This is a genomic window from Phycisphaerales bacterium (assembly GCA_020852515.1).
Taxonomy (GTDB): domain Bacteria; phylum Planctomycetota; class Phycisphaerae; order Phycisphaerales; family UBA5793; genus UBA5793.
In genome coordinates this window covers 1-11,841 of record JADZAS010000033.1, presented here as the reverse complement: position 1 = coordinate 11,841, position 11,841 = coordinate 1, and the positions used below count along the sequence as shown (strand labels likewise).

The window sequence follows — 11,841 nt, the reverse complement described above, 5'->3', positions numbered from 1 at the left end:
TCGTTCGACTGATCCCGCGTTCCTGAACTTCCGTGCTCATCCGAAGGCCAGTCCCTTCGTAGAAGCCTCGACGAGGCGCTTGGTGTGGCGGGCCGTCTGCTCGGTGGCGCGCGCCGTGCGTTCGGCGGAGTCGTCGCCGGCGGCGAGGCCGCGCACGGCTTCGGCGCTGAAGGTCCCTCGCACTTCGATGCCTCGCGCGAACGCGTCTCCCAGGCCAGCGAGTTGATCCTCGAGCGCCGCAACGAGCTGTCCCGGCGATCGCGGTCCGCCGGACTCGTCGGCCTGCGATTCCTCGCGGCTGCGCTTGGCCTGGGCGATCGCTTCCTCGAGCCGCTGCCGGGCTTCTTCAAGTTGCCGTCGGGTTTCGGCGAGGCGGGTGTCGGTGCCGGATCGAAGTGATCCCTGCGCTTCCTCGAACTGCCGGCCGATCTCGGCGAGCGTGGCCTCATTGGCTTCGGCGGCAGTGCGGCGCTGCTCCTGCCGCTTGCGCTCGCGCTCGTCGAGCTGCTTCTGCGCCTGGCTGTCCAATTCGGACAGTCTCGACTCGAGCTGCTCATCGACGAGCTGCTTGGCGGCATCGACGTCCAGAGACGAATCGAACAGCCCCTGGATCTCGAGCATCCGCTTGGCCACAAAGGACGTCGCAGATTCCCAGATCTGCTGAAATCCCGTCGTGAACTTCGTCCAGGTCTTTGACAGGAACGAGGTCGTCTCGATCCACGCGACCTCAAGTGCGTGGAATCCCATCTGCGCCGCCGCCAGCGCCCCGAACCACATCTTCTGGGCGGTCGTGATAAAGAAGTTCCGCGCCGTGAGCCAGGCGGTATTCAGCGCCGCCACCCCCTGCTGCCACACGAGGTTGAGCGACAGCCAGAGGATTTTGGCCGCCAGCGCCACATCGCCCGCAGCGAGAGCATCGGAGATGCCCTGCATGACTCGAGTGACACCGTCGCGCAGCTGCGCGAACTGCTTGCCGAGCCAACCGATCGCCCCGCCGGCGGCGCCGCTGGACACAAGGACGGCGACGCCCAGAGCGGCAACGGCGGTGATCACCAGCCCGATGGGCGAAAGAACGGCGCCCGCGGCGGCGCCGACCGCCAGCAGCGCCGCCTTGGCCGTGAACAGGATGCTTCCAAGTCCGCCAAGCACAAACGCCGCCGCCTGCGCTGCGACACCGACTGCGACCAAAGTGGCACCGAGCGCGCCCACCAGAAGTATCGAGGCCGCAGCGATAACAACCACTGAGCGGTTCTCGCGCACCCATTGCGCCATCGCGGCGGTGGCGCGCGTGATGGAGTGTGCGACCACGCGCAGCGGCCCGACAAGTGACTCGCCGATGGCGATTGCCAGGCCTTCGAGGGCGCTCTTGAGAATGGTTGCCTGTCCCTTGAGCGTGTTGAGCTGCACACCCGCGATGCGCGAGGCCGTTCCGCCGGCGTCGCCAAGCGCGCGGGTGTACTCCCGGAGCTTTTCCGCTCCCTGAGAGAGCAGTTCCGCCATACCCGCCGCCTGCCGCGCGGGGAAGATGCGCCCGAGCACTTCGAGGCGCTCCCCCGAGCCCATCCCCTCCATGGCGCGATTGAGGTCGTCAATGATGTCGGCCAGCGGCCGCACGTTGCCCTCGGCGTCGAGCACTCGGACGCCGAGTTCCTTGAGTTTGTCCGCCGCTTCCTGGCTCGGGCTTGTCAGCGCCAGGATGGCGCCGCGGAGTGTGGTGCCCGCCATCTCGCCCTGGATGCCGGTGTTGGAGAGCAGCTGGATCGCCGCGACGATCTCCTCGAAGGCGATGCCGGCGCTCTTGGCAATCGGCCCGACGAACTTCATGGCGTCGCCGAGTTGGAGCAGATCGGTGTTGGCGGTGGTCATGGCTTTGGTGAGCACATCCACCGCATCACCGAGGCGGCCAGCTTCGATCCCCATGCCCGCCATGATCTTGGCGGCGATGTCCGCAGCCTGGGCGATCTCAAGTTGACCGGCGGCGGCGAGATTGAGCGTCGGGCCGATGGACTTGAGGATCTGCTCAACGCTGAAACCCGCCAGCGCGAAGAAGCCCATCGCATCCGCCGCTTGACTCGCGGAGAACACCGTCGTCTCGCCGAGGCGTTTGGCCTCGTCTGAGAGGCGCTCGAAGTCCTTCTCACTGGCGCTGGTGAGCGCCCGCACTCGCGCCATGCTCTGCTCAAAGCTGGCGAAGACCGGCGCGCTGATCGCCAGAGGCGCCGCGGCGATGGCCGCGGCCGCGACGAGGCGCTGTCCGATGGAACGGACGCCGCTGCCGAACGCCTGAAGGCGGCGCTGGGCCGCCTTCAATCCGGCCGTGAGCTTGTCGCTCACGCCCAGTTCGACGAACGCCCTTCCCGCCCGGATGCCGCGCGTATCGGCCATGAATGCAGTGCCTCAACCAGACGAGGGGCGCACACTGTTGCGCCACAGCGCGGGCAGATTCGACTTCTCCTTCTCCAGCGCCGGCTTCATGTACGGGCGCGCCGCGATGCGCACGACGCGCTTGCCTCGCTGCCGTCCGCGTCGTCTCGACTCGACCGCCGTGCGGCCGCCGAACTCGAGCACACTGGGCGCTGTCGATCGCCGGAATCCCACCGGTCCGACCACGACCGAGTCGCGCTGCTGGTCGTATCCGAACAAGATGAAACGGCGCAGCAGTCCGGTGTGACTGGACGGCGGCTGTCCCGGTCGGCTCGATCGTTTGCGCTTGCGGATCGAGCTGCGGGCCCGCTGGCGGATAAACGCGCCGGCCTTTGACAGCGCCTGCCGCCTGCCCCGATCGACCGCCCGCTGCACCCGCGGGCGGTCGAAGAACATCCGCTTGAGGCGCAAGTCGATCACGTGGCGGCGACGTCCCCGCCGAGGGTCTTGCCCTCCTTGAGGCCCTTGTTGAAGGACGCTTCCTTCTCCTTGCGCAGGCGACCCGAGCCGATGAAGAGGCCGACGATTCCCGTCAGCGCCGGCAAAGCGGGGCCGACGATCGGTACGCCGGCCAAGGTCGGACCGACGGAGTCGAGCGCCGAGAGCGTGAGCTGACTGAGCAAGCCCCGGATCTCGCCGGCTCGTTCGATCGAGGCCTTCCACTGCGAACCCGTGCGCTGGGTGTTCTCGAACCACGCCCGATACTCGGCCTCGGCCTCGTTGAGCGTAATGCGCGACGCCAGGCCGGTGGTCTGCTGGATGGTGTTGGGCGTCCTGACCTTGACGACGTCGCCCAGGTCAAAGCCGGCGCAGGCGGCGAGCACGAGTGAGAGCATAACGGCCGCGAAGACATACATGACGGAACTGCGATTCATGGGATCCCCTCTGGAACACGGTTGTCGATGAACACTTGCTTGAGCACACGCACATCCGCCTTGACCAAGGGCGCCGGGCGTGCGAACGGATCGAAGTCACTGGGCCGCAATGGCCGGCCCTTTCTGCGGTCGCGGTGCGTATTGGCGATGAGCGCCATCACGGCGCTGGTGCGCGCCCACTGCTCACGGCGCTTGGCCTCGGCCATGAGGAGCAGCTCTCTGAGCGTCAGGGAGCCCGGGTCGATTCCGACGATGCCGGCGCACTGCCAGATGATGCGGTGGCACTGGCGAGCGCCTGGTCCACCATTCGATCGAGCTGGCCGCTTTGCAGGCGCTGCTCGATGAGATCCCTCGCCCGGTCCATCACCCGGTTGGTTGCCTCCAGCACCCGCCCGAGGTTCTTGCGATCCCTCGGGCTCGGGCAGAAAGACACCAGTTCCTCCAGCAGCGCCGCCGTCGCCTGTTCGATCGCGTCGCCGGCCATGGCGCGGCCGAACTCCTCGTCGCTCACCGATCGCTCATCCGCCTGCGGCTTGCAAGCCGCGTAGACGACGTCGCATAGAAGGATCGGATCGCGAATCAGGCGCTCGATGAGTTTGCCATCGACGATTTCGAGGAGATCTACCTGGGCCAGATCGCGGACGCGCTTGACGGCGGCGACGTTGATCTCCACGTTCCAGGAGCGCTTGGCGTTGTCAGTGAATGTTTTCATGCGCGCAGTGAGTCCGAGGAGTGTCAGTCAGAGGAACCTGGATTCAGTTACGGCGTCGAGTCGTAGAGCACACCCAGATCAAGCGTCGCCGCCGCAGCGGAACCGGCATGCGAGGCCTTGATGGCGCCGACGACGGTGGAGACGAGCGGGTTGGGCGCCGTCGACTGATCGAGCCAGAACCACGCCTCACGGGAATTCAGATCGACGGAGAGTTCAGTGACGCCGGTCTCCTGGAAGCTCAGGTGCCCGCGCGCTGTGCACAGGGCGCCGACGGCCACCAGATTGGCCCCGTCAAAGTCAGTCGCGATCACGACCTGCTCGGCGGCGGTGATCGCCGTGCTCACCGCGGGCAGGATGTCCCCCGCTCCTCCCGAGAACGTGACGTCATCGCCGACGACGTTGTCGACATCCACGTCGTAGCGCCGTCCGCCGTCCCAGTAGAGATCGATGGTGTCGCCGATCAAGAGCGCCGTGCCGGCGATGGTGAGCACGCCGGTCGTGTCGGTGGTGCGCGTCGAGAGATCGCCCGCTTCCGCGGCGGGCAGTGTAATTGGCCCGTGACGAATCGCGCCGTCGGCCGAGCGCGAGAGACTCGAATTGAGCGGCGCCCCGGCGATCTCGCCCGAAATGGTCAACCTGCTGTCCATGCGTGCATTGCTCCGTCCGTGTTGCGAACTGCATCAGAGATTTCAGGGCGTGAGCCAGCTCGGCGGCGTCGCCGAGTAAGTCACCTTGGCGGTTACCGAGACGGTGATCGCCTCTTCGAGCGCCTCGCTGCGCGAGAAGGCGGTGATCATGAAGTCCGCCTGGAGTCCCTCGCCGCTGTCGCCGTCGAGGATCTGCAGGCCGAGGACGGCGTTGTTGAGATAGGCGTCTCGGACCGCGGCGAAGCCCGCATCGCCGGTGTCCCAGACCATTTCGAACTCGACGCTGGCGTCCTTGAGCGTCGCGACGATGGCCCGCCAGCCGTTGTTGGCGCGAGTGGTGACGTCGGCTTCGCCGGCTTCGAGCGAGAGCGTCACGTCTTTCGTGTTGGTCAGTTCCGTCCAGGCGCCTCCCCCCGCCTGGCCGCCGACCTTGTAGTTCAGTGTCGCTTCCATGCCCAGCCGAATGGCCATTGCTTTCTCCTACCTCACCGCGCTCGATGCGCGAATCGACTCTGTTGCGCCGTTCTCTGCACGGCGCGCCGCCTCGCAGCGCCCTGTCCTCAACGCTTCACGCGATACGTCACCGTGAGCACACTCGTGAGCTGTCGGTTCTGATCAAGGTGTTCGGCCGCCACCACGGGCTCATGCTCGATCGAGAGCCACGCGGCGCTCGGGTACTCGTCGAGGCGCTTGAGGCGCAAGTGGTCCGCGATCTCCTCGACGAGATCAAGCAGCCCATCGACCTCGGCGTCGTCGGCGACCTTCTTCTGGACCCCGACGTCCACGGCGCAGTCGAAGAACGAGTTCCCGCGGGACGCCGTCGTGATGGTCTGTGATTTGGGAACGACGCTCACGCGCAGTGTCGCCAGGTCCGCCAGGTCGAACGAGGGTTGATGCAGGCGCTGCGCCGTGAATGGCATCGAGAATGACGCACCGTTGAGAGAGGCAGCAACGGCATCCGCCAGGGCAACCAAAGTGCTCACGGGTTTTCCCTCCCGTTGAGACGGCCCTCAAGATAGGACACCCGCCGCTCGACTGACTGGTACTCGGTTCGCAGTGAACGCGCCTCGACGATGAGCTCATCGAGGCGGCGCTCGAGATGATCGAGCTTGGTCGTGACCACGCCCCATTGCACGGTGAATGCCGAGAGGGCGATCACGGCCGTGAGCACCACGCCCGCCCAACGCGACCACACACTCCCGTTCCTTTCCGCGTTGCCGCTCATATCAGGCGATCTCCGTGGCGACGTGCTTGGTGTGGATGCGCAGGGCCTTGCGATAGGGATCGCTGTAACGGAACGGCGGTTCGTTGCCTGGCGCACTGACCTCGCAGACGAAGACATTGGCGCCGGCCGTGTCGCGGATGAGATCTCCGGCCTTGGGCAGCACGGTCTCCCCGTCGAGCACGAGATCTCCGGTGCGAATGAGGAAATCATGCGACTCGACCTTCTGAACGATCCCGTACTCGTCACTCTGCTCGAAGTTCGTCTGCCCCAGTGTCGCCTGGAGTTCAACGGACGAGTTGCCGCGCTGGTACGTCACCGTTCGTGTCATGTGCTCGTACCGCTTGCGGTCCAGGAAACTCATGCCCTGTTCAAGGAGATCCGCCAATGTCTACTCCTGCTGTGTCGCGCTCATCAGCTTCACGCGGCGGGCCGGTACCTGATCACCAGCACGAACGCGGGCATGTCCGAAGTCGTGCCGCCCTGTGTGACATCCAGCGTGACATGCTCGTCGCCCACCAGGATCTTGTGCGTGGCGCTCAGCGCGCCCAAGTCTCCAAAATCGCTCGAAGGCGGCTGGTTGGCGGTGTCGAAAGTCTTCGTGACGATCGTGTTGCCCGCGTCGTCCTTGAGGGCGATGACGACCGTGTTCGCATCGTCAACGCCCGCGGGAGCGCCCTGCGTGAGGATGCCCGCCGAGATTAGGTCGGCTCCGCCCGGGTGCGCGAAGATCGGGCGGGTGGCGATATCGCCGGCGGCGGCGAGATCCTCCACGGCGAAGAGGACGAGGTGGTCCGCAGGCACGCGGTTGCGCACCACGAGGACGCTCACGGTCTTGTCACCCGCCACGGCCGCCTTGATGACGCGGCCCAGGAAGGCATTGCCGGAGGCCGTGGCCGTCGCCGCGCCTGATCCGGCCGTCCCGCCGACGGGATCGCCATCGGCATCCCAGAAGACATCATCTCCGAAACTCAGCGCCTCGTTGGCCTTGGCGATGTCGAACACACCCTCGGTCGCGAGGGAACCGGTGGTGTTGGCGGGAATGTCCCGCTTGGCGATGCCGACCATGTCGCCGTTGATAACCACGTCGCCGGCGCTGACGTCGCCGCCGGGGGTGTAGTCGATTGAACTGCCTTCCTGGATGAATACGGCCTGCACGTTCTGTTCCTTTCAGATGAATGCACAGTCAGGGGGAATCGGCGCCGGTGATTACGCTTCGCCCTTCATCCGCACACCCCCGCGCGGCTCCTGCTTGGCGACACCGAAGTCGTGGTAGCCGCGCATCTGGATGCCCAGCGTGTTGAAGTCCGCGTCGGCGCTCTCGACCGTGGGCATCTGCTGGCCGTTGAGGAACGCGACCTCGATGACGGGCATGTCGTTGGGATCGGCGAGCAAGTACCACGCCTTGGTCGAGTTACCGGTGTACTGCGCGTTGCTCAGGTAGCTGGAGCGCACCGGGCGGAACTTGCCCGCGTGGGGATTGGCCACCGGCGTCTTTTTCGTCGAGGCCGGATCGCGCAGTTCGGTGCTGTTCATGATCTGCGTCGCCGGGACGTACAAACCGTTGGGAACGAGCAGGATCACCGGCGCCACGGCGAGCGGGTGGCCGTCGGGATCGGTCTGATCGAGGAAGAGCTGCTCGGCCTGCGTGAGTGAGTCGATACCCAGCGCCGTGTCCACGCCCTCGGCGTAGTTGTTGTTGCCGGCGACGAAGAAGAGGGCGTTGTCGAGGAATTCCTTCCAGAAGACCTCGTTGAGTTTGAGGGCCCCGCCGCGGCCCAGGCGACGCGGGACGGCGGTGAGGGCGTCCAGGTCGTCATTAATAAGGTCTCTACGATCGATACCGAACATGCGGCCGTAGGTCTTGGCCTGGTTCGTGTACGCCGTCTCGCCGGCGGTGGCGTGCTTGAGTTCGCCGCCGGGCGGGATCTCCTCATATACGAATCCGCCCGTGAGCGAGTAACTCGACACCTGCTTGAAGTCGCGCACCGATCGGATCGCGGCAATCTCGCGCCACGTCGACTCGACTGCCTCGAAGCCGGAACGCAGGAACTTGTTGGCGACGTTGCTCAGGATTCCCGGCAGGCTGATGGTGCTCATGGCCGAGCCCTGCACATCCGCGAACGCGAACTGGAGCAATCCTTTCAGATCGCTGCGTCCGTAGCCGCGATACCCGTTGGCCTGGGCAAAGAGCAGCAGCGTCTCGACGAGACCCAGCCCGTGGCGGTAGGTGCGCGTCGCGTTGCCGAGGATTTCCTCCGTGAAACCCGCCTCGAGTGTCTCGGTGTCGAGACCACCGGCGATGCACAGCGCCGCCTCGATGATCTGGCCATTCACCACGGCCTCATGGCGACGCGGCCCGCCGATCCCGCCGAAGGAGCGGCCCAGCCGCATCACTTCGAGCTGGTACTTGTCGGGCTTCCAGCCCGCCTCGAGCGCCGCGTGCGCGAGTTTGCCCAGTTCATCGGCGAGTTCGGGCCGCTGCGCCAGGACTTCGGCCGTCATCTCCTGGATGCGAATGCGGCGCTCGGTCTCGGCGCGGGCCCGCGCCGTCATCTGATCGATCTCGGCGAGCGGGTCATTGCCGGGGTACGAGGCATTGATCCGAGTGGGGCGGCCGCGCTGCGCCGAATCATCACCGGCGTTCTGCGTCTCTTCCGCGCTGCTGGTCTCCTGGGCAGCGCTGGCATTCTCATCGGACATGGAAGCGTTCTCCTTGGTGTGCTGGTGCCCGGCGGCGATACGCGCTTTGGTGCGCTGGTCCGCGCCGAGGTCGACAAAGCTGATCTCGTTCAGAACCGTCTTGTGCGCGACGTAGACGGGGCCGGAGAATTTCCGGGCGTTGACCTGCACCGAGACGCCGCGTTTGATGAATTCGAGTTCCTCGACCGACGCGCCGATCGACGCCTGCCACGGAAATCCCTTCTTGCCGCTGGCGACGATTTCGCGGGCCGCAGGGGTGTCCCGCGACACCACGCCCTCGGCGATCAGCTTGCCGTTTTCAATGGCGATGCGCTCCGTATGCCCGACCCCTTCGAGCGCCGAGTGCTGGAAACGCACGGGCCGCTGCTGTGTGGGAATCGTCAGCCCGTCGAGATTCACCACGACGGGGAACGCGAAGCCCATGGTGCGGATGGCGCCGCCGGTGTACGCGACCATGCTGAAGCGGGGAAGACGCTCTTCGCCACCGGCACCGCTTTCGGGGGCCGCGGCAGCTTCGATGACGACCTCGCATCCCAGCGCGAGCGTTTCAGGCGTTGTCGGACTGGTCTTGCTCATCATCGTCTTCCATGACTGGTGAAGGGGCGCCAACCGGCGCAGCCTCAGACGCATCCTCGATTCCCAGTTCGCGCAGCAGCGCCCGTTCCTTGGCGATCTGCCGCAGTTCCATCTCCCAGTCGAGACCCTGCTTGGCGTACTCGCGCGCCAGAGACGTCGTCCGACTGCTCAGCCGCGTTGACTGTGCGTTGGCTTCCTTGGCGGGATCGACGTGCTCGTTGCCGTCCCAGAACCACTGGTGGTTCCGAGGCGCATCGGTCATGCGCATGGACTGGGGCAGCAGATCCTCGACGAGCACCGCCTCATCGAGCCAGGCGTCGAAGATGCGATCGAGGACTGTGCACTCGAAGTGCGCCTGTTCGATTCGGTTGGATTTGAAGTAGGTCTGATGGTCGAGGCGGCCGCTGGCGTAGTTGTACCCCGAGGAGTTGCCCGCCGCGACATTGAAAGGCATGTTCAGGCAGCGGGCGATCTCGTTGAGGATCTCGCGTTTGAACTCGCCATAGGTCGTTGCCGGCTGCTCGGCCTTCATCTGGGCCATCTTCCAGCCGCCGGGCAGCGTGAGCAGCATCCGCTGCTCAATCTCGATGGTGTCCATCGGCTCGATGTCTTCCGCCTCGCCGTTGGGCGGCGCATCGGTCTGCAGGACCCCGGCGAACTCGGCGGCGGTTTCCGCCGCGGCAAGCACCGCGAGCGTGAAACGCCGCAACTGGGCAAAGAGCGGGATCGCGGGCGTGATGTCGGGAATGCCGCGACTCTGGCCCGGTCGATCGGCGCGGAAGTAGTGGATCATCGATTCCGCCGGCACCCGGGCGTAGTTCAGCCCCGCACTCCAGCGAACATCCCCTGGATGCTGCTTGAGGACGTGGTACTCGACCGGATTGCCGAACTCGTCAAAGACGATGCCATCGACGGCATTGGATTCGCTCAGCGTCAGATCGGGCGTCGCGACCTGGTCGGCCTCGATGAGGCGGATGTCGAGCTGGATGGGCGTTGGCAAACCCGTGTTCCGCGCCAGGAGCGCGAAGGATTCGCCGGATTCGGCCCGGGCGCTGCGCATGGTGCGGAGCTTCGCGGCCAGGCCGACCGCCTTGGACCACTGCATGAACGCGCGCTCGATGCGCGTATTCGCTTCCGGGTCGCTGGTGAGCATTTGAAGTCGCGGGCCCGTGCCGACGACGTCATTGGCGAGCGTGCTCACGATCCCGCGGGCGTACGAGTTGTTGGCGACTTCGTAGCGGGCGCGGTTGCGCAGGACGCGCCGCACCTCCGGACTCGCGGCGGCGTCGGCGCTCAGGCCGTCAGCGTTCGCCCAGTGGCGGCGGTTCCCGTCCGTGGTCACCGCCGCGTCGTAACGCCCGCGGATCGCCGAGAATGGCACGAGTCGGCGGAGGGGAACGGCGATCATCGATCGCCGCTGGTGCGACTGGGCCGGAGCGGGCGCATCCGCGCGCCAAATTGTCCGCAGGAAACTGAGCATGCGTTAGTCAGTCGTCCCGGGCGGGACGAGCTTGGTAATCTTGATTCCGAGGTTCTTGGTCTTGGCGGCGCTTTTCGAATTCAGGTAGCGATCCGCTTCGATCTGGTCCTTGAGCGAGTGTTGCTCCACGCTCCCCGCGTCGCCGGAGGCCCGCTTGGGGCCCCCGGCGTTGTCGCGGATCGCGTCGTCGAGCGGAGTCTCAGCCATTGCGTTTCCAGCGCTTTAGCGCCGTGCGTTCTCCTTAAGGGCGCTGATGTCGCCGGGGTTCTCCGGAAGGTCGACAGAGGTCTGGCCGAAGGCGATGATGCCTCGCGCGTTCTCGATGAGCGCCTCACGTCGGCTTCGATCAGACACGAAGATGCCGGTGGCGCGGGTCCTCCGCTGGTTGGTGGGCATGAACGTCTCCTGGGGAATCGGTGAGATGTTGCGATGATCTCGTGCGTCCACAGTGGATGTGCGCGCCCACAGTACGAATTCGCCGCGAACTTAGTCGGGTCTGAACGAATCAAGGCAGAATCTGTGCTCAACGCGCGTGGTTTGGCGGCCGTCGCCCGTCGCAAGTACGAAAGTCGCATCTGGAGTAGATCGCGACTATCGAAGCCGCACCGCACCTGCCGCTGGTAGTACGTATTCACCGCGGTCGCGGTCGGCCATGCCTCCGTGTGCGCCATCCACGCCTCCTGCACCGCATCATCCAGCTTGGGAGCTGGGACAAAGCGCAACTCGATCACGAGTCGGCAAGGTCATTCGTAGATAGAAGCACATGGTCCATCCGCCAGGTACCGACGGATGAAAGGCCCAGGGATTGCGGGTGGGAGGGGCGGGGGCGATATCGTCATACCGGTAGAATCGCTTGATTCGATCCCGTTTCCCGTGACGGCTCTTCTTTGGCGCTTGCGACAAACCGTCTACCCGAAGTGAATGGCAAAATGGACGTGTGTACAGCCGAAAACCGTGAATCCGGAGACAAAATGTCAGACTTCGACTCTGTCATTGAGATCTGCCTTCGCACGGAATCCCTTTCCGATCAACCTGCAACGACAGCGATCGACACCCTAGGGACATGGGTCGATACCGCATGGATCGCGCAGCGCGTAGACGCACTTCGCCACATCGTATCCTTGGCTGACACGATCCAGAGGTCAGCGGCGACCGAGATGGATCAGACCCTCTTCGACTACTACCTCGGGAACGCGTGGAAC

Annotated in this window: 15 protein-coding genes; all 15 read right to left on the bottom strand. The window is 65.3% G+C overall.

Annotation, left to right across the window (positions count from 1 at the left end; translation table 11 throughout):
- Positions 1-36: 36 nt before the first annotated feature.
- The 15 genes from IT430_19200 to IT430_19130 all read right to left on the bottom strand — a co-directional run bounded on the left by IT430_19200 (position 37) and on the right by IT430_19130 (position 11,035).
- Positions 37-2,385: a phage tail tape measure protein gene (locus tag IT430_19200; GenBank protein ID MCC6910067.1), complete on the bottom strand. Its 2,349-nt coding sequence runs from the start codon at positions 2,383-2,385 to the stop codon at positions 37-39.
- 12 nt (positions 2,386-2,397) lie between these two features.
- Complete coding sequence (locus IT430_19195) at positions 2,398-2,844, bottom strand: hypothetical protein (GenBank protein MCC6910066.1); 447 nt, start codon at positions 2,842-2,844, stop codon at positions 2,398-2,400.
- Entirely contained in the window at positions 2,841-3,299 is a 459-nt protein-coding gene (locus tag IT430_19190; GenBank protein MCC6910065.1) for a hypothetical protein, read from the bottom strand. Before IT430_19190 ends, IT430_19195 begins: the two co-directional genes overlap by 4 nt.
- Positions 3,296-3,505: a hypothetical protein gene (locus IT430_19185; protein ID MCC6910064.1), complete on the bottom strand. Its 210-nt coding sequence runs from the start codon at positions 3,503-3,505 to the stop codon at positions 3,296-3,298. The genes IT430_19190 and IT430_19185 overlap by 4 nt, the downstream gene beginning before the upstream one ends.
- A 20-nt stretch (positions 3,506-3,525) precedes the next feature.
- A complete protein-coding gene (locus IT430_19180; GenBank protein ID MCC6910063.1) occupies positions 3,526-4,011 on the bottom strand; it encodes a hypothetical protein in 486 nt (161 codons plus the stop codon).
- Between the two features lie 47 nt (positions 4,012-4,058).
- Positions 4,059-4,658, bottom strand: coding sequence for a hypothetical protein (locus IT430_19175; GenBank protein ID MCC6910062.1), 600 nt, complete (start codon positions 4,656-4,658; stop codon positions 4,059-4,061).
- A gap of 42 nt (positions 4,659-4,700) precedes the next feature.
- A complete protein-coding gene (locus IT430_19170) occupies positions 4,701-5,129 on the bottom strand; it encodes a hypothetical protein (protein ID MCC6910061.1) in 429 nt (142 codons plus the stop codon).
- A gap of 89 nt (positions 5,130-5,218) precedes the next feature.
- Entirely contained in the window at positions 5,219-5,641 is a 423-nt protein-coding gene (locus tag IT430_19165) for a hypothetical protein (protein MCC6910060.1), read from the bottom strand.
- Positions 5,638-5,853, bottom strand: a complete 216-nt coding sequence (locus IT430_19160) for a hypothetical protein (GenBank protein ID MCC6910059.1) — start codon at positions 5,851-5,853, stop codon at positions 5,638-5,640. The genes IT430_19165 and IT430_19160 overlap by 4 nt, the downstream gene beginning before the upstream one ends.
- Positions 5,854-5,884: 31 nt before the next feature.
- Entirely contained in the window at positions 5,885-6,268 is a 384-nt protein-coding gene (locus IT430_19155) for a hypothetical protein (GenBank protein ID MCC6910058.1), read from the bottom strand.
- Positions 6,269-6,300: 32 nt separating this feature from the next.
- Positions 6,301-7,038, bottom strand: a complete 738-nt coding sequence (locus IT430_19150) for a DUF2190 family protein (GenBank protein ID MCC6910057.1) — start codon at positions 7,036-7,038, stop codon at positions 6,301-6,303.
- A gap of 51 nt (positions 7,039-7,089) precedes the next feature.
- Entirely contained in the window at positions 7,090-9,159 is a 2,070-nt protein-coding gene (locus IT430_19145; protein MCC6910056.1) for a hypothetical protein, read from the bottom strand.
- Positions 9,131-10,567 carry a phage portal protein gene (locus IT430_19140; GenBank protein ID MCC6910055.1) on the bottom strand — a complete coding sequence of 479 codons (1,437 nt, stop codon included), beginning with the start codon at positions 10,565-10,567 and terminating at the stop codon, positions 9,131-9,133. Before IT430_19140 ends, IT430_19145 begins: the two co-directional genes overlap by 29 nt.
- 75 nt (positions 10,568-10,642) lie before the next feature.
- Positions 10,643-10,846 carry a hypothetical protein gene (locus IT430_19135; GenBank protein MCC6910054.1) on the bottom strand — a complete coding sequence of 68 codons (204 nt, stop codon included), beginning with the start codon at positions 10,844-10,846 and terminating at the stop codon, positions 10,643-10,645.
- A gap of 15 nt (positions 10,847-10,861) precedes the next feature.
- The gene (locus tag IT430_19130) at positions 10,862-11,035 is read right to left on the bottom strand and encodes a hypothetical protein (GenBank protein ID MCC6910053.1); all 174 of its coding nucleotides are present in this window, start codon (positions 11,033-11,035) and stop codon (positions 10,862-10,864) included.
- Between the last annotated feature and the right edge of the window lie 806 nt (positions 11,036-11,841).

Excerpts from the sequence above, each read along its gene's own strand:
- IT430_19130 (MCC6910053.1), bottom strand. The coding sequence starts at position 11,035 with ATGCCCACCAACCAGCGGAGGACCCGCGCCACCGGCATCTTCGTGTCT.
- IT430_19200 (MCC6910067.1), bottom strand. The coding sequence starts at position 2,385 with ATGGCCGATACGCGCGGCATCCGGGCGGGAAGGGCGTTCGTCGAACTG.
- IT430_19180 (MCC6910063.1), bottom strand. The coding sequence starts at position 4,011 with ATGAAAACATTCACTGACAACGCCAAGCGCTCCTGGAACGTGGAGATC.
- IT430_19140 (MCC6910055.1), bottom strand. The coding sequence starts at position 10,567 with ATGATCGCCGTTCCCCTCCGCCGACTCGTGCCATTCTCGGCGATCCGC.
- IT430_19175 (MCC6910062.1), bottom strand. The coding sequence starts at position 4,658 with ATGGACAGCAGGTTGACCATTTCGGGCGAGATCGCCGGGGCGCCGCTC.
- IT430_19145 (MCC6910056.1), bottom strand. The coding sequence starts at position 9,159 with ATGAGCAAGACCAGTCCGACAACGCCTGAAACGCTCGCGCTGGGATGC.
- IT430_19135 (MCC6910054.1), bottom strand. The coding sequence starts at position 10,846 with ATGGCTGAGACTCCGCTCGACGACGCGATCCGCGACAACGCCGGGGGC.
- IT430_19185 (MCC6910064.1), bottom strand. The coding sequence starts at position 3,505 with ATGGCCGAGGCCAAGCGCCGTGAGCAGTGGGCGCGCACCAGCGCCGTG.
- IT430_19190 (MCC6910065.1), bottom strand. The coding sequence starts at position 3,299 with ATGAATCGCAGTTCCGTCATGTATGTCTTCGCGGCCGTTATGCTCTCA.
- IT430_19170 (MCC6910061.1), bottom strand. The coding sequence starts at position 5,129 with ATGGCCATTCGGCTGGGCATGGAAGCGACACTGAACTACAAGGTCGGC.